Origin of the sequence: Collinsella aerofaciens ATCC 25986, from assembly GCF_964237925.1 — a bacterium.
Classification (GTDB): Bacteria; Actinomycetota; Coriobacteriia; order Coriobacteriales; family Coriobacteriaceae; genus Collinsella; species Collinsella aerofaciens_BJ.
The window spans coordinates 1-16,801 of record NZ_CAXSKI010000003.1; the positions used below are offsets into that span (position 1 = coordinate 1).

General features: G+C 60.8%; 13 protein-coding genes. 5 read left to right on the top strand and 8 right to left on the bottom strand.

Features of this window, described 5'->3' with window-relative positions:
- Positions 1–162 precede the first annotated feature (162 nt).
- Positions 163–1,527, bottom strand: a complete 1,365-nt coding sequence (locus ACESWY_RS01970; RefSeq protein ID WP_373092778.1) for a helix-turn-helix transcriptional regulator — start codon at positions 1,525–1,527, stop codon at positions 163–165.
- Positions 1,528–2,067: 540 nt separating this feature from the next.
- Here ACESWY_RS01970 and ACESWY_RS01975 point away from each other — a divergent pair.
- The 4 genes from ACESWY_RS01975 (at position 2,068) to ACESWY_RS01990 (ending at position 6,365) form a co-directional block, all read left to right on the top strand.
- Positions 2,068–2,805, top strand: coding sequence for a DUF4428 domain-containing protein (locus ACESWY_RS01975; RefSeq protein WP_055310636.1), 738 nt, complete (start codon positions 2,068–2,070; stop codon positions 2,803–2,805).
- 24 nt (positions 2,806–2,829) lie between these two features.
- Positions 2,830–4,152, top strand: coding sequence for a hypothetical protein (locus ACESWY_RS01980; RefSeq protein ID WP_368152454.1), 1,323 nt, complete (start codon positions 2,830–2,832; stop codon positions 4,150–4,152).
- 48 nt (positions 4,153–4,200) lie between these two features.
- Positions 4,201–5,442, top strand: a complete 1,242-nt coding sequence (locus ACESWY_RS01985) for an SPFH domain-containing protein (protein ID WP_373092775.1) — start codon at positions 4,201–4,203, stop codon at positions 5,440–5,442.
- 80 nt (positions 5,443–5,522) lie between these two features.
- Entirely contained in the window at positions 5,523–6,365 is an 843-nt protein-coding gene (locus tag ACESWY_RS01990; RefSeq protein ID WP_373092773.1) for a hypothetical protein, read from the top strand.
- Positions 6,366–6,473: 108 nt separating this feature from the next.
- Here ACESWY_RS01990 and ACESWY_RS01995 read toward each other — a convergent pair whose 3' ends face one another.
- The 7 genes from ACESWY_RS01995 to ACESWY_RS02025 all read right to left on the bottom strand — a co-directional run bounded on the left by ACESWY_RS01995 (position 6,474) and on the right by ACESWY_RS02025 (position 13,987).
- On the bottom strand, positions 6,474–7,094 hold the full coding sequence (locus tag ACESWY_RS01995) for a response regulator transcription factor (protein WP_373092771.1): 621 nt from the start codon (positions 7,092–7,094) through the stop codon (positions 6,474–6,476).
- Entirely contained in the window at positions 7,091–8,590 is a 1,500-nt protein-coding gene (locus tag ACESWY_RS02000; RefSeq protein ID WP_373092769.1) for a sensor histidine kinase, read from the bottom strand. The genes ACESWY_RS01995 and ACESWY_RS02000 overlap by 4 nt, the downstream gene beginning before the upstream one ends.
- Positions 8,587–10,470: a histidine kinase N-terminal 7TM domain-containing protein gene (locus tag ACESWY_RS02005; protein WP_373092767.1), complete on the bottom strand. Its 1,884-nt coding sequence runs from the start codon at positions 10,468–10,470 to the stop codon at positions 8,587–8,589. Before ACESWY_RS02005 ends, ACESWY_RS02000 begins: the two co-directional genes overlap by 4 nt.
- Before the next feature lie 169 nt (positions 10,471–10,639).
- Positions 10,640–11,284 (bottom strand): DUF4867 family protein, encoded by a 645-nt coding sequence (locus ACESWY_RS02010; protein ID WP_316365001.1) that lies wholly within the window; start codon positions 11,282–11,284, stop codon positions 10,640–10,642.
- A gap of 144 nt (positions 11,285–11,428) precedes the next feature.
- On the bottom strand, positions 11,429–11,917 hold the full coding sequence (locus tag ACESWY_RS02015; protein WP_195521906.1) for an S-ribosylhomocysteine lyase: 489 nt from the start codon (positions 11,915–11,917) through the stop codon (positions 11,429–11,431).
- 102 nt (positions 11,918–12,019) lie between these two features.
- Complete coding sequence (locus ACESWY_RS02020) at positions 12,020–12,994, bottom strand: nucleoside hydrolase (protein WP_373092764.1); 975 nt, start codon at positions 12,992–12,994, stop codon at positions 12,020–12,022.
- Between the two features lie 30 nt (positions 12,995–13,024).
- The gene (locus tag ACESWY_RS02025; RefSeq protein ID WP_373092762.1) at positions 13,025–13,987 is read right to left on the bottom strand and encodes a ribokinase; all 963 of its coding nucleotides are present in this window, start codon (positions 13,985–13,987) and stop codon (positions 13,025–13,027) included.
- Positions 13,988–14,173: 186 nt separating this feature from the next.
- On the opposite strand from ACESWY_RS02025, the gene ACESWY_RS02030 reads away from it, so the two are divergent.
- Positions 14,174–16,390: an acyltransferase family protein gene (locus tag ACESWY_RS02030; protein ID WP_373092760.1), complete on the top strand. Its 2,217-nt coding sequence runs from the start codon at positions 14,174–14,176 to the stop codon at positions 16,388–16,390.
- The last annotated feature ends 411 nt before the right edge of the window (positions 16,391–16,801 follow it).

Below are 16,801 nucleotides of genomic sequence, written 5' to 3' on the forward strand. Positions count from 1 at the left end.
ATGGCTTGGCGTCAGCATGCCGCGATTCGGTCGCACGGAGAGCATTTCCCAGTTGACAAAACTATAGGAACACCCCCCAGCAGTTGCGGTGAAATAGTTCCTGTTTAAAGCCCCGTGACTTTAATTTAGGGACTATTCCACCGCAACTTATTGGGAGATTAGCTAGTCCTTGGGTGTCCAGGACCAGAAGAAGTTGATGAGGGCCACGCGCGAGGCGGTACCGGTCTTTTTGTTGATCGAGGAAATGTGGCGATAGAGCGTGGAGCGCGAAAGAAAGAGCGTTGTGGCGATGTCCTGAACGCTCTGGTCCGAAACGACCAAGACCTCAAGAATATCGCGCTCGCGCTCTGTAAGCCCAAAGGTGGCGACGAAGGCATCAAGGCGTTCATCGGACGTGAGCTCCGCTGCCTCCACGGGCTCGGGGTCGGAGCATGTGGGCGCAAGATCCCCACCAAGATCGTCGGTGGCAAGCGGCAGGCCATCCTGCATCACGGCATCATCGGCTCGTTGCCCCAACTGCCCCAGCAGCGTAATCGCAATGCCCACAAACATCACGAGCGCCGCACCGACCGCAGCCAGCACATTTTGACTCGAGATAATCGCCACTGCCGGCGCCGTCACGAACATCGAGCACACGTTGTTGACGACGCGACCCATGCACGGCCAAAAATATGACCAGCGCGCATAGAGCGAGACGGCGGCATAGTATGTGGTAAAGAACACCACGAAAAAGCCCGAGCCCAGATAAAAGATGGTCGTGGCAGCAAGCTCGTTGCCGCCATTGCCATCGACGATGAGCACAAAGAACGAAAGCGTGGACAGTATGGCGGCACATGTCATGCCGATATTCATATACGAGCGGCCGTGCAGGTCAAATAGTGCGCCAGCGACCAACGAGCTCACGACAAGCAGCAGGCGCGGCCAATCGCCCAAATCGACGGCTCCGACAGCATGCAGGGTCGTGAAGCCCGCGTTGAGAGCGGCGAATACGCTGGAAAGATACGCCGTCGCCACGGTCAGGCGAACTACGGCGCGACGGAATGCCGCCTTTGCCTCGGGATCGTCATGCCACTTGGCGCCATATTCCAGAGCATCTACCGAAAGCCCGGCAGCACTGGGTTCAAAGTTGGGATCGGACTCGTCGCGCAGCTTGGCGCGTCGGGCACCGTGGAGCAACGCCACCTGCGCGATCGCACAGACGACCAGAACAGCCTGCTGAGGAATGCCGACAGGCATCACCATGTGGTTGAGCACCTGCACCAGAACGCCCATGGCGTAAGAAAGTGCGGCGGCGCGCGCCAAGCAGGGCGTTCGCGCAAAGCGCCTCGCAAAATTTGCATGAGCAGTCGATCCGCAGTAGCCCAGCGCGCAGCACGCCACCAAACCGCCGGCAATTACCACCTCAACCTGAACCGCCATAATCAACAGCAGCAATGCCGCCACCAGCAAAACGCCCGTGACGTCACTCGTTGCGTCGATAGCATGGGGACGGCGATAGTACAGAATGGGACGCACAAAAAAAGCCAATCACGCTCGCGCCGATGACAAGGCTCTCATAAATAACGACCTCGTTCGGAGACACGAACTCGGCCATGCGCACATCAAAAAGATACTCGCACGCCAAAAACGTGAAGAAGAACAGCGCCAGGCATATAATCTCCCGAATGCCCCGACGCAAATATACGGTTGTATCTCCCATGCCCCTCATGGTTAACCCCCAGCCGCTCAATTGTCTGGAAATCTATTTTAATAAAGAACCAGTCTCAATATCGAAGCCAGGCTCGAAATGCTGCCAATTCGACCCCAGCCGTCCACATCACGCCGCGATTTTGAGCCGCATGGACCAGAAGGGACGCGCGCGATCTCTAGCTCGGCCAGGAGTGTCTCCAACTACCACTCATTTAAGTACGTCCCCAATGAGTGGCCGAAGAACGTCCCCAACGACTAGTCAAAATGGGCCATGTGTCCCAGTTGTGGAGACTCCTTGAGCCGTCTGGGTATCGCGAAGGATCGCGCACTCCCCCATCATCAAAAGTGACACACGCTACCAGTTGATGGGAGGCAGCCATGGGCTTCTTTGACAAGATGTTCGAGAAGAAAGAGTGCGCGATTTGCGGTACCGAGCTGGGACTTCTAGGTAAGACAAAAATCAATGAAGGCTACCTGTGCAAAGAGTGCGCCGGCAAGCTCTCCCCCTACTTTCACGGCTATCGCTCCAGCACCGCGGACGATATCCGTGAGCAACTCGCCTACCGCGAGGCCAACGCCGAGCGCCTGTCTTCGTTCAACCCCACGCGCACGCTTTCTGCCGGGCGCACCAATATTATGCTCGATGAGGACGCGGGCCTGCTGATCATCACTTCGCAGAGCCGCTGGCGCGACGCCAATCCCGACATCATCGAGTTCTCGCAGGTACTCGGCTGCGATATGGATATCGACGAGCAGCGCACCGAGATCTATCGCGAGACCAAGGACGGCGAGCGCGAGAGCTACAACCCGCCGCGCTACGACCTGGATTACGACTTTAATCTGACCATCCACGTCAACACGCCGTACTTTACCGAGATCAACCTGCGCGTGAACGACTCCACCATCGATCAGCGCGGCTCCATCGAATACCGCGAGGCCAAGCGCCAGGCAACCGAAGTCCGCGATGCGCTGGTGCAGCTGCGCCAGGAAACGCGCGACAGTGTCGTGGCCGCCAAGGCTCCCAAGACCGCGGTCACCTGCCCCTTCTGCGGAGCCACCACCATTCCCGATGCCAGTGGGCGCTGCGAATACTGCGGCGGCGCCATCGGCGCATAGCCTCCGGCAGCGAAAGGACCGATCATGGCCTTCGAGAGCGTTAACTATCAGTGCCCTGCCTGCGGTGGCCCCTTGCATTTTGCAAGCGCCGAGCAAAAGCTCGTCTGCGACTACTGCGATTCTCGTTTTGAAGTCGAAGAAGTCGAGGCCCTCTATCGCGAGCGCCAGGACAAGGCAGACGCCAAAGCCGATGCCGCAGCCGCAACGCCAAAGCCCGTCGCCGACGACGCGGTGCAGGAGCTCGCCCAAAACGCCGGCTACATCTGCTCGTCGTGCGGCGCCGAGCTCGTGTCCGACGGCACCGTCGCTGTCACCACCTGCCCGTACTGCGGCAACTCCGCCGTAGCGCCCGGTCAGCTTTCGGGCGACTTCTCGCCCGACCTGGTGATTCCATTTAAGCTCGGGCGCGATGACGTCACGGCCGCACTCAAGGAACACTACAAGGGCAAGATCTTGCTGCCCAAGAGCTTTGTCACCGGCAGCCACATCGACGAGGTCCAAGGTGTCTACGTGCCGTTTTGGCTCTACGGTGCCCGCGTTGACGGCGAAGTGTACTTTGACGCGACCAACGAGACCGTGACCGAGGAATCCGACCGCACCGTCACGACCACCGACCACTACGATGCCTATCGCAAGGGCAATATCTCGTTTAAGCGCGTGCCCGTCGACGGATCGTCCAAGATGCCCGACGGCCACATGGACGCCATCGAGCCGTTTGACTACGACGCACTGCGTCCGTTCTCGGTCGCATATATGCCCGGCTACATCGCCAACCGTTACGACGAGGACTGCGAGACCTGCAAGGCGCGCGCCGAGCGCCGTATGGAAGAAAGCACGATCTCGGCCCTGCGCGAGACCGTCGTCGACGAATACGACGATGCCACGGTCGAAAGCAAGCAGCTCGACTACACCTGGGAAGACAGCGACTATGCCCTGTTCCCCGTGTGGATGCTCTCCACCTCGTGGAACGGCAAGAGCTACCTGTTTGCCATGAACGGCCAGACCGGCCGCTTGGTCGGCGAGCTTCCTTGCTCCAAGCCCAAGCTCGCTATCGCCTCGGTGCTGTTCTTTGTGATCGGATTTGTCCTCTCCCAGATCCTCTTCATGGGTGAGAACGCCTTCGATCCGGATTACCTCACCTTTGATATCGAGGGCATCCTCATCAACATCGTCGCGCCGCTGATCATCGTGGTCATCGCAGACGTGCTGCTGGTGGGCCAGCTCAAGACGGCCAACGAGGCCACCCACGCCGATTGCTACTGTGGCGAGCTCGACCTGACCGAGAAGCACGACACCTTTAGCCATACCGAGACCTCGGTCGTCATGAAGGACAACAAGGACGATTAGCCATTCTGACCAATACCACCCGACCTTTGACGAGAAAGGAAAATCACCATGGGACTCTTGAAAGCTGGATTGGGAGCTGCCGGCGGCGTCATGGCCGACCAGTGGAAGGAATTTATCTATTGCGAATCGATGCCCGCTGACGTCTTGGCCTGCAAGGGCGTCAAGCGCACCGGTGGCCGCAGCTCCAACACGCGCGGCGAGGACAACGTCATCTCAAACGGCTCCGTCATCGCCGTCAACGATGGCCAGGGCATGCTCGTGGTGCAAAACGGCAAGATCATCGAGGTCGCGCTGGAGCCCGGCGAGTTTGTCTTTGACACCGGCAGCGAGCCGAGCGTCTTTAGCGGCAATCTGGGCGACTCCATCAAGGAGACCTTCGCCAATATCGGCAGCCGCTTTACCTTTGGCGGCGATGCGGGCAAGGACCAGCGCGTCTACTTCATCAACACCAAGGAGATTATCGGCAACAAGTACGGCACCGCCTCGCCCGTGCCCTTCCGCGTGGTCGACAACAACATTGGCCTCGACGTTGACATCTCCGTGCGCTGCAACGGCGAGTATTCGTACCGTATCACCAACCCGCTGCTGTTCTACACCAACGTGTGCGGCAACGTGACCGATAGCTACACGCGCGACAAGATCGACAGCCAACTTAAGTCCGAGCTGCTCACCGCCCTGCAGCCCGCCTTTGCCAAGATCTCGGAGATGGGCATCCGCTACAGCGCCATCCCCGGCCACACCACCGAGCTCGCCCGCGCGCTCAACGAGGTCCTCTCTGCCGACTGGCGTGACCTGCGCGGCGTCGAGATCGTGAGCTTTGGCGTCAACTCCATCGCCGCCTCGCAAGAAGACGAGCAGATGATCAAGGACCTGCAGAAAGCCGCGGTCATGCGCGATCCCACCATGGCGGCAGCCAACATTGCCAGCGCCCAGAGCGACGCAATGCGCGCGGCAGCCGCCAACCCCAACGGCGCGATGGCAGGCTTTATGGGCATGGGCATGGCAGGTGGCATGGGCGGCATGAACGCCAGCCAGCTGTTCGCCGCCGGCCAGGCACAGCAGCAGGCCGCTCCGCAGCCGGCTCCGGCTCACGCCCCCGCACCGGCTCCCACCGCCGCACCTGCGGCCGGCGCATGGACCTGCAGCTGCGGCGCCACCAACACCGGCAAGTTCTGCTCCGAGTGCGGTAGTCCCGCACCCGCCTCGGCACCGGCCAAGTGGTTCTGCCCCAACTGCGGCAGCGAAAACGGCGGCAAGTTCTGCAGCAACTGCGGAACGCCCCGGCCCTAGCCCCTCTATCTGGTAATTGGCGGGGGATCCGCCACCCCCGCATTTGCTTCTATGGGTTTCGTTCGATAAAGGAGGACACCATGAAGACAACGTTCAAAAAATCCGTACTCGCATTCCTGACATGCGTCCTGGCGCTCGCCTTTGCCCTGACGGGCTGCAGCGGCGGCGGCAAGGACCCCAAGGCCAACTTCGTCGGCAGCTGGGAACTCTCGGGTGGAACCGTGGATGGCGAAGAGCTGACCGATGAGTACATGAAGATGCTCGAGGATTGGGGTGTCCACTGCGTCCTGATTCTCGATGAGGACGGTACAGGCGCCCTCGACCTGTTCCTTGAAGTCGTCGACCTTAAATGGGAGGCAAAGGACGCCACCACCGTAACCATCACCGCCGAAGATGAGTCGCACGACATGAAGCTCAAGGACGGCAAACTCATCCTCGAAGAAGATGACGGCAATCTTGTCTTTACCAAGTCCGACAAGGACCTGTCCGGTACGGTAAAGAAGGATCGCGAGGCGGCCGAGAAGGAAGAGGAGATCGATGAGGCCGTTGAAGACGACGACGTCCAGAAGATTGAAATCTCCCCCGCCGTCACCGTCGCCGATGACGACCTGTGCACCATCACCATCACCGAGAAGTTCAAGGACGACTGGGGCGACATCGGCTTTGTCGTCAACATCACCAACAAGAGCGACAAGGACCTGACCTTCTACGCCCCCACCGGCAAGACCAACGTCAACGGCACCATGAAGGAAGCCTGGTTCTCGGCTCACCTGATGCCCGGCACCAACGCCACCGAGGAATTCACGTTCTCGAACGGCACGCTCGACAGCCTTGACGACCTCGTCAATACGACCATCGGCATCGACGCCTACCTGACCGATTCCTACGAGGACGTCGCCTCTTACAGCGCAACCATCGCGTAACGGCAGACACCGATAGCCGCGGATTGGCGGACACATCCGCGCACACCAGACGGGGCCGCAGGAGTTGATCCTGCGGCCCCGTCGCTTTATGCCGATGCGTAACGAGCGCTAGCGCTCCATGTTGGGAACGATGCTGCCCTCCGTTACCGCGCGCACGGCCAGGCGCATGATGTTGTCGTAGCCGGTCTTGTTGAGAATCTCCGAGATGCGGCGTTTGATGGTGCCCTCGCTCATAAACAGCTCGGCCGCGATCTCGCGGCGGCTCTTGCCCTCGCAGGCAAGGCGCAAAATCGACAGCTCGACATCGTCGAGGGTCGCCGTGCCCGAAAAAATGCTCTCGGGCGGCTTGGGAAACGTGCAATAGCCCGCCAGCGTGGAGCGCATCACGGCGAACAGCTCGTCGATACCGACGTTCTTGTACACAAAGCTGTCGACGCCCGCCTCGCGGGCCTGATCGACAAAGGTGATCTCGGGCATGCCGGTCATGATAATGATGCGACACTCGGGCAGTTGCTCCTTGATGCGCGCCGCCGCCACGATGCCGTTTGAATCGTGTTCGGTGCACACGTCCATCAGTATCATGTCCGGGCGCTCCTTGAGCGCGACACCCAAGGCCTCGGAGGCATCGGCGATCGCGGCGGCGACGGTCATATCGGGCTGGTCACCAACGGAGCGTGCCAGGCTCTCGCGCAGAATGGCCTGGTCTTCGACTATAAGGACGCGGATCATGAACTTCTCCTTTGGACCGTGGCGTTGGAGCTCAGCGGGATGGACACCGCAAGCGTAAAGGGCGGGGCGGCATGGATTTCCAGGCAGCCGCCCAGATCTTGCGCGACATGCCTCATACCTGGAATACCCGTTCCCTCGCGATACGATACGGGTGCAGGCGCGCCGTCGTTAGAAACGGTCATCCGCGCAACAGCGCTGCCTTCCGACGTCTCCCGCCACAGGCGCACATGGACCCGATGGGCCTGTGCATGCTTGGTGGCATTGGTCGAGGCTTCGCGGATAATCTGCAGAAAGGCTGCGGCGACACGCGCGTCCTCAGGCAGCTCGCCCTCCACATCGATCTGCACGCTCACCAGGCCAAAGGCATGGACGATATCGCCCAGTTGCTCTGTCGGTTCGGTGTCGCCCCCACTGCGCAGATCGGCAGCGATTGAGCGCAGCAGCGGGTCGATCTGCTCGAGTGACTCGTCATCCAGGCGCCCTTCCTCCAGATAACGATGGAGAATGGATAGGCGCTGCCCGATCACGTCGTGCACGCGAGCGCGCATACGCAGATAGGCCGCATTGTCAGCAACTTTTTTGACTTCTTCGATCTGGGCTTGGAGCTCTTGGCCCGCAAGCTCAAGCAGGTGGTTGGCTTGCGCTAGGCGATCATGGGCATGCGCATACTCTGTTACATCCAGACCGATAATGCGCTCAAAGAGGCGGCCCGAAACCATAACGTCATCGTGCACGAACAAGCGAATCTCGGCGGGAGAAACCTCGACCACAACGCGCGCCTCACCAAAGCGGTCCAGATTAATCCGCACACGGTTCCTGCTGCTTTCGGGCATTTGCATGCTGAGTTTGCGCAGGTCGTTCCATGTACCGCTCATATCGTCTAGGTCGGTGGGCATATGAAGCTCCACCAGGTTTTTGCGCATGCAGCGGTTCATGAGCAGCGGACGACCCCTCGGGTCCAGATACAGGATGCCCACGGGAATCACGTTGATGGTCTCGATCGTCGAGAACATGGTGATATCCTCTTGGCGGTTACGGACATCCATCAAGAGCGCCGCGATGGAACGGAACAGGAAGAACGCTCCCTCTGCGATAAGGACAACGGTCCACGCCGAGCCCATGGCAAAAACCATCGGCGGCGTAACGGTGACAACAAGCAGCAGCTCGACCAGCATGACGGGGCGACGATAGCGCACCATAAGCACCACGCCGTAGGCAAAGATCACGGCATTGAGCCACAACGCTCTGCCCATTGCCCTGGCGCAAACGTCAAGCGGCGCCACCAGATATGAGCCAGACGACGCGAACAAGATGAGCGCCGAAATAACTAGGTGAAGCACAAGGCTCGCCTCGTAGGCACAAACCACCTTACGGTTATAGGACGAGCGGCGCGATGCGATGAGCGGGACGTGGATCGTCTGCAGACACGCAGCCAGGGCAAAGACAACATCGAGCGCAACGATTTGGGGAAGGATGAGCGAAATCTGCATCGTCATTCACCCGCCCGCGGCATCAAGACGATCATGCGCAGCTGGCCGGGCTCGCCCTCAAGGCGGTATGCCACGTTGCGCCCTTGCAGAGCGCTTTCGAGCTCTTGCGCGGCGGGCGTCTGCGAAAGATCTTCATCATCGTTGGAAAAAAGCGTGGCGCGCAGCTCGACACTGCATCGGTCATGGTCGCCCAAGTGATACATAAGCGCCGGATGGTCGGTGGTGTAGGCAAAAAACGCAAAGTCATACACGCAGTCGTACAGGGCGCTTACCGTACTGGCGTGCATCGGGCGCCGTATGGCGATAATCGAAGCGCAATCGATATCGATGGTGCGCAGGTCGCTTGCGAGCTCGTTGGCAATGAGCTGAATGCGGTCGCGATCAAAACCGCTCTCCCCGTGCTGTGCCAACGTGAGCGACCCTTTGCGCTTGCAATAGGCGACGAGCATCTTGGCGCGCTGCAGCATGCGGTAACGCTCGTGCGAAGACGCCTCGTCGGTCAACGGCGGCAGCGAGCTCAGCAGGTCATACATCCCTTCGAGCGCGCGGGCAAGCGCCTGGTCCACGTCTTGGACCAGCAAGGTCTCGGCCTCTTGATCTGCCAGGTGCGTCTTAAGGTCGTAGTCGGCAGCGAGCAGCTCGTTTTGACGCTGCAGCTCCATGCGACGGTGTGCCAGTTCACGGTTAAGCTCGTTGAGATCCGACACGTCTTGGGCAAGCAGGGCCGATCCGCCCAGCAGTGGAAAGGCTCGGTACATTACATCGGGATTGGACTCCACGGCAAAGGCATGGACATGCCCGTGTTCCTGGGCTCGCAGCTCTTCGCACACGTCCGCCGGCATTGGCTTCGACACCGGCGTGGCATAGACCTCCTGCAGGTCGCGCGTTAGAACTTTGAGGTCAAGCGGCAAGGTGTCGAAGATGCCGGCGATGTCGTGATACGACGGAATGACACCGCAATCGAGACAGATTTCCATCGCCACCACGCACAGGACGCAATAGACGAGCGAAAAGTTGAGCCTCCATGCCCAAGGCACGCGCAGAGCATACGAGATGGCAAAGAATGCGCCACCCAGCAGTACGAGCGCCGCCGTGCCCGAGAAACGCTGGACGCGAAAGGACGAGGACCGACCAACCAGGACAAAAAAGGCCACGAAGTCAAAAGCCGTCCACACGAGCACGGCGAAATAACCCCAGCCGTACGTGTAATCGTTGCTCCAGGTGTCGCTTGTGCGGTCAAAGCGAAAGACCTGCTGGTGAAAATCGTTGGTGAGCACAAATCCGATAAGCAGGATAGCCATAATCCACAGCGCAGCGCAGTAGCGGCGACCCAGGCGGTGTTGCTCCAGGCCCGCAAGGCGCAGACCACACAACTGGTAGAGCAGCGGAATGAGCGTCATGGGCACGTAGTACAGGTACCACAGCACGGTGGCATAGAACGGCGTGAACGACTTGTACTTGAGAATGACTTCGATCATCCACAGGGCGCAGATGGTGGCGACGGCAACAAGACGGCGGCGCAACACATAGTCCAAACAGCGCAGATAGACCGATACGCCCCAGATCGAAAATGCAATTGCGGCAACAAGCAACGGCAGAGAGCTCGAATGGACGAGCGCATCCACGACCTCTTCGGACACCTCGCTATAGGCGGGCACGGCGTTAGAAAGTTTGGGGTCGAAGGCGAACAGCGCCGGCAAGACTGCCAAAAGCATGAGGAACATCGCGGTGATGACACCGGCGATAGCAAAGACGCGGTGGCGGTACACCTGATGGGTTATGCCAACAAGGAATCGCGGCATGGCGAAGAGCCTGCCGCCCCTGGGATCCGCCACGGGTGCGAATCGGGCGGCCGCGTTGCCGATATGTCGCTCGCGGGTACCCATAGTGCTTTTAGTGTACCGACAGATGGGTCGAAAAAGCGGGCCGCATGTCCCAAAATCCGCAGACGGCAAGGCGCCCGGCAGCCTCCCCCGTCTGGCACTTCCCGATATCTGCCCGCCCCAAACCACCGCAAAGGAGACAGGCACCTTTGTGGTGGTTTGGGGCGATGCGCTAGTCCACGGTGATGTCGAGATTTTTGCCGATGAGGCCTACGTAGCCGCCTTCGGCTGCCTTGGGGCTGTCGGCGTGGCAGAGGACCCACTTGTCGGCCTTCCAGTAGCAGTAGCTGTCGCCGGCAGCAGGCATATCGGCCGCGACCTCGGGGCGCGGGCCGTTGGTGCCGGCGGGCAGCGCCACCATCACCTGGAAGCCACCGTCGTCGACCATGCACGGCGTGTAGTGGAGCGTGGTGTTGAAGACTTCGACGACCGTACCCGCCGGCACGCGGAACGCCTTGACGCATGCGGTGTCGAGCTTGCCATCCTCGATCTCCCAGCGATGCGCCACGAGCAGAATAAAATCGCGGGCGCCCAGGTTAAACTCGCTGGCGCGGTGATACTCCAGGCAGTTGAGCTGCGTGTTGTGGCCGTTGCACCAGCCCAGTTGGAAGGGACGGCCGCCAAACATGAGAAAGCCCAGTTTATCGGCATCCTTGACGTCCTCGAGCTCCGGCGCACTTGCAACGTACTTGCTGCCCTCGGGAATGGGCGTGGCAGAGAGCGCCTCGAGCACGGGCGACGTAAGCTCGGACGGAACGTTATCCCAAACGTTGCCATAGGACTTGAACTCGGGATCGTTGACAGAGTAGATATGCATGTTCACTCCTGTTCGTAAATGTGACTATACGAACATTCTAGAACAAACATGAGCGATTTTGAACGCTCGCCCCGACCAATCAACAAAAAGGCGCCCCCGCATAAGCGAAGGCGCCCAATGCGCGCGTTTTGGACGATAAAGCCCTTATGCCTGCTGATAGTGCAGGTGCTTCTCGTCGATATCGGCCAGGTCGCGGTCGAGGTAGCGGCGCGCGAGCCAGTTAGCCATGGGAAGGTTCTGGTCCAGGTAGTTGCCGCACTCCTCGGGAGCGGCACCGGGGACATCGCCCTCAAAGTCGGCGACAAACTCGAACAGCTCACGCACGAGCGGCAGGATCTCCTCGCTCGTCACCTCGCCAAATACGACGAGGTAAAAGCCCGTGCGGCAGCCCATGGGGCCAAAGTAGACAATGCGGCCCGACCACTCGGCATGATTGCGAAGGAACGTCGCGCCCAGGTGCTCGATGGTGTGGCACTCGGCCGTGTTCATGACCGGCTCCTTGTTGGGCGTGGTCAGGCGCAGGTCAAAGGTGGTGACGGCGGCCCCGGTCGCCGGATCGCGGTCGATGCGGCTCACATACACGCCGGGCTCAAGCAACAGATGGTCAACGGAAAAGCTCGCAATGCGCTCCATGGCAGATCCTCTCGGTAGTCAATTTGGGACGGGCTCTTTTAGCTGGTTCGAATGGTCGCACCAATCATAACAGTCAAAAAAGCCCCGTCCCAAAAAGACAACTTAGCCCAGGACGCGGGCCATACGCGTCTTGAACTCGGACAGGAAGCGCGGAGCATCCACGGTCAGTGCCACAAGCGCGCTCTTGTCCGGATCGGACAGGCGACGCTCATCGCAGATGGTGCGACCGCGGTACTCGCCCAGCAGATCAACACGCAGGTTGCAGCCGAGCGCACCTACGAGCGTGGGGTCGATCGCCACGGCAACGGCCAGCGGATCGTGCAGCGCACAACCACCCAGGTAGGGTGCGTTCATCTCGTACGAGCCAATGTAGTGCTCGACCATGCTCGCAAATGCGCAGCCCACCATAGTGCCCGAGCCCGTCCAGCCGGCAATGTCGCGGCGTGTAAGCACCACGCGATGCGTCACGTCCAGACCCACCATGGTGAGCTTACGGCCCGAGCGCAGCACCGCGTCGGCTGCCTCGGGGTCGCTCGCCATATTGGCCTCGGCACCCGCGCTCACGTTGCCGGGCACGGTAAGGGCGCCGCCCATCACGACCACGCGGCCGATGGACATCATCGCTGCCGCATCGCGCTCCAGGGCGAGCGCCAGGTTGGAGAGCGGGCCAGTCGCCACGTAGACCAGATCGGGACCATAGGTGCGCGCGGCATCGATCAGATAATCGACCGCGGCGTTGCCGTCGGCCGAGGTCGCCCCCACCGGCTCGTAGGGCGACGCGGGCACGCTCGCGTCGCCGATGCCGTTCTTGCCGTGAATGAGCGCGGTGGACGCCGGCGGCGTATAAGGCTCAGTCGCCTGCAGAGGACGGTCGGCGCCCAGGTACACCGGCACCTCGGGACGACCCAGCAGATCGAGCACCGCCAGGCAATTGTGCGCCGATTGCTCGACGCGCACGTTGCCAAAGCACGTGGTGATGCCCACGAGCTCCACCTCGGGGCTCGCGATGGCATAGGCCAGCGCCATCGCATCGTCCACACCCATATCCAGATCAAGGATCAGCTTCTTGATTGCCATTGTTCTACTCCGCTTCTCCGTCTTTATCGTTTAACCAAACCAATGTTCAACTTCGGCGCGCGTGGGAATCGATTGCTGAGCGCCCAGGCGCGACACCGTCACTGCCGAGGCGCGAGCACCCGCGGCCATGCACTCAAAGAGCGGCAAGCCCTCTAGGCGAGCCGCCGCCAACGCGCCGATAAACGTATCGCCGGCGGCCGTGGTATCGACTACCGTACTCGAAAGTGCCGGCATGCGCAGCAGCTCACCGCCATCGCCGAGCATAACCGAGCCGGCACCGCCCAGCGTGATGACCGCGGCGCCGGCGCCCTTGTCGAGCAGCGCATTGAGCGCGGTGACGCAACTCGCGTCATCCGTGGGCAGAATGCCCGTCAGCACCTGGCACTCGGTCTCGTTGGGACAGACCAGGTCGACCGCAGGCCAGACCTCCGCAGGCAGCTCGCAGGCGGGCGCTGGATTAAAGACCGTATAGAACCCCAGCTCGTGAGCGCAAACAAGCGCCTCGGCCGTCGCCGCAAGGTCGCATTCGCCCTGGGCGATAAAGACGCTTCCGGCAGCCGGGGCAATCTCGCTGGCGCCGCCGTCGAGCTCATGGGCCACCAGACGCCTCAGCGCGCAGGCAACGTCCGCGCCCGCAAGCGCATGGTTGGCGCCCGGTGACAGTATGATGCGGTTGTCGCCCTCGCAGCGAATGATGGTCGCCGTTCCCGTCTCCACGTCATCGCGATGCACTACAAAGTCACAGTCCACGCCGGCGTCTTGGAGCCCCACCACGAGCGACGCGCCGAACGCATCGCGACCGACCGCGCCGATCATGTGCGTGCACGCGCCCATACGCGCGGCAGCTACGGCCTGATTGGCGCCCTTGCCTCCGGCGTTGGTGATAAACCCGCTGCCGCCGACGGTCTCGCCCGCACGCGGTATGCGCTCGCACGCCACCGAAAGGTCCATGTTCATGCTGCCGAACACCGCAACGATGCCGCGATCTGCCATGGAAACCTCCTCGTCCGCGGGCTCTGCACCCGCTGTCGGCCGTCAATCGTGTGCTCTCGCACCTCTATAACTTTAGTTCACTTTGATGTGAACGCGCGCTTGAGCTTGCGCCAGCAGCAAGCATTCACAGGAGCAGGCAGCTACAATGAAGGCGTGCTGATTATTCTCGTCATTGGATGATGTTTTATGGAACAACTCTCGCAATCGGGCTCGCGCGGTCGACGCCGCACGGGCAACGAGCCAGCGCCGCACGAACGCGTGAAGGGCGAACGCCGTGCTAACGAACCGCGACGCACCGCGAGCCCCCATCGCGCTTCTGCCAACAACGCGGGCCGCGCCAACACTCCCGCCGCGGAGCAGACGCCTGCTCGCCCCAAGTCCCGCTACATCCCTGCACTCGACGGCCTGCGTACGCTCGCCGTCGTCGCGGTGGTGCTCTATCACCTTAACCTCACGTGGGCTCAGGGCGGCCTGCTCGGCGTCACGATCTTCTTTGTGCTTTCGGGCTATCTGATCACGCGCTTGCTGCTCAACGAAGTCGCTAAGACCGGCCGCATCGACCTCAAGAGCTTCTGGATCCGCCGCATCCGTCGCCTGGTCCCCGCCGTGGTGACCGTCGTGGTGGTGACCTGTGCGCTGTGCACCGTCTTCAACCACGTGATGCTCACCAAGATGCGTCCCGACATCCTGCCGTCGCTGTTGTTCTTCAACAACTGGTGGCAGATTGCCCAAAACGTCTCGTACTTCAATGCTCTGGGCGACCCCTCGCCGCTCACGCACTTTTGGTCGCTTGCCATCGAGGAACAGTTCTACCTGATTTGGCCGCCACTGCTGTTTGCCATGGTATCCATGCATGTGAGCAAGCCCAACACGCGCCGCGTGGTTCTGGGCCTGGCTGCTGTCTCCGCCATCGCCATGATGGTGCTCTACAATCCCGCCACCGACCCCAGCCGCGTGTACTACGGCACCGACACCCGCGTCTTCTCGCTGCTGCTGGGTGCCTGGATGGCCTTTATCCCCGACCGCGACCTGGCTCCGGTGCGTCTCGCTCGTCGTCTGGGGCTCAATCGCCTGGCTGGCGCCGCCAAGCACGGCAAGAACGCCGAGGACAAGCCTGGCGAGAAGGCCGACGAAGCAGCCGAGACCGCACCGGCACAGCCGAGCGCCCTCGTGCGTTTTTGGTCCTCGCCCGCATCCATCGATGTATTGGGCGTCGTGGGTCTGGTTGGCCTTGCCGCCATGGTCGCGCTCACCAACGGCTACACCGCCTTCCAGTATCGCGGAGGCACGCTGCTGTGCTCGATCCTCACGCTCATGGTCATCGCGGCCTGCGTGCAGCCCCAGGGAATGGTTGCCCGCGCGCTGTCCGCCGAGCCGCTCGTGTGGGTTGGCAAGCGCTCGTACAGCATCTACCTGTGGCACTATCCCCTGCTGTTGCTCATGAACCCGGTCGCCAACATCAACGATACACCGTGGTGGCAGTACATTTTGCAGGTGCTGTTGGTGGTCGCCGTGGCCGAATGCTCATATCGCTTTATCGAGACGCCGTTTAGAAAGGGCGCCTTTGGGCGCACCGTATCCGAGTTCCGCGACGGCACCGCCACGCCCGCCAACTGGGTGCGCGCGCACGTCCCTGCCTGCGCAGCCTGCGCTGTCGTGTTGGTCGTTGCACTGGGCGGCCTGATCTTTGTGCCCGAGACGTCTGCGCTGAGCGGCGAGGGCGCCGAAGTTCTGAACAAGGAAGCCAAGAACGCCGCACCCACCGACCAGCAGGCGGCCGACGACACCGACAAGGACAACGACGGCTTCCCCGACGGCTCCTACGACCTGTTGATGATCGGTGACTCCGTGTCGCTGCGTGCCGTGGACACCTTTGACGGCGTGTTCCCGCACAGCCATATCGATGCCGAAAAGGGCCGCCAGTTCGATGCGGGCCGTGCGACATTTGAGGGCTATCTTCAACAGAACCTTGCCGGCAAGATCGTGGTCTTTGCGCTGGGCACCAACGGCTTGGTAACCGACGACCAAATCGACGCCATCATGGCCGATGCAGGAGATAAGCGTATTGTGGTGTTTGTGAACACGCGCAGTCCGCAGCCGTGGGTTGGCTCTACCAACCAGGCCATCGCTAACGCCGTTACGCGCTACAAGAACGTGCGCGTTATCGACTGGTACGGATACAGCGCCAACCGCAACGACCTGTTCGATGGCGATGGCACGCACCTATCGACCACTGGCGTGACTGAGTACCTCAACTTGATCCACGACGCAGTCAAGAAGGACCTGCCCGTGCATCCCGAGGATCACGTCAACGATCCGCAGCCGGCAGCCGTCAAGTCTGCCACCGACGCGCTCGTCAATGCGCTCGCTCTCAAGCCGCACAAGTTGGGCACCGACAAGTAACCTGCAGCGCAAACTTCCCACATCCGGAGGGGGTGTCTGCCACGGCAGACACCCCCTCCGGCAGTTAGGGACACTCCTGGCGCAGCCAATGAAGACCTCTACGGATGAATTCCAGGCCGCTCCGTCGCTCCAGACATCGTTTCCGCGCCTCGTGCCTGCCCCAAACAAACAAAACAAGCCCTTTTCGCCGCACCCTCAAAGGTCTGTGGGCAAAAAAGGGCAAATATGAGTACTGTTACCATTTTAGTAGCAGGAAAAACCACCCAAAATGACGCTCGGGCGACCCCTACAGCCCCCTAAAGCAGCCAACCTGACTGGTTTAAGGCGTATTGAAGCCAATTTTAATGAACATACTATAGGTTATGTTCATTATCTTTTTGGATGTAAATGCTATTCACTTAGCAACAGTAC

What these genes read in the sequence shown, in the direction of transcription:
- ACESWY_RS01995 (WP_373092771.1), bottom strand. Translation starts at nt 7,094, where the DNA reads ATGATCCGCGTCCTTATAGTCGAAGACCAGGCCATTCTGCGCGAGAGC.
- ACESWY_RS02030 (WP_373092760.1), top strand. Translation starts at nt 14,174, where the DNA reads ATGGAACAACTCTCGCAATCGGGCTCGCGCGGTCGACGCCGCACGGGC.
- ACESWY_RS01990 (WP_373092773.1), top strand. Translation starts at nt 5,523, where the DNA reads ATGAAGACAACGTTCAAAAAATCCGTACTCGCATTCCTGACATGCGTC.
- ACESWY_RS02010 (WP_316365001.1), bottom strand. Translation starts at nt 11,284, where the DNA reads ATGCATATCTACTCTGTCAACGATCCCGAGTTCAAGTCCTATGGCAAC.
- ACESWY_RS01985 (WP_373092775.1), top strand. Translation starts at nt 4,201, where the DNA reads ATGGGACTCTTGAAAGCTGGATTGGGAGCTGCCGGCGGCGTCATGGCC.
- ACESWY_RS02005 (WP_373092767.1), bottom strand. Translation starts at nt 10,470, where the DNA reads ATGGGTACCCGCGAGCGACATATCGGCAACGCGGCCGCCCGATTCGCA.
- ACESWY_RS02015 (WP_195521906.1), bottom strand. Translation starts at nt 11,917, where the DNA reads ATGGAGCGCATTGCGAGCTTTTCCGTTGACCATCTGTTGCTTGAGCCC.
- ACESWY_RS01975 (WP_055310636.1), top strand. Translation starts at nt 2,068, where the DNA reads ATGGGCTTCTTTGACAAGATGTTCGAGAAGAAAGAGTGCGCGATTTGC.
- ACESWY_RS02025 (WP_373092762.1), bottom strand. Translation starts at nt 13,987, where the DNA reads ATGGCAGATCGCGGCATCGTTGCGGTGTTCGGCAGCATGAACATGGAC.
- ACESWY_RS02020 (WP_373092764.1), bottom strand. Translation starts at nt 12,994, where the DNA reads ATGGCAATCAAGAAGCTGATCCTTGATCTGGATATGGGTGTGGACGAT.
- ACESWY_RS01980 (WP_368152454.1), top strand. Translation starts at nt 2,830, where the DNA reads ATGGCCTTCGAGAGCGTTAACTATCAGTGCCCTGCCTGCGGTGGCCCC.
- ACESWY_RS02000 (WP_373092769.1), bottom strand. Translation starts at nt 8,590, where the DNA reads ATGACGATGCAGATTTCGCTCATCCTTCCCCAAATCGTTGCGCTCGAT.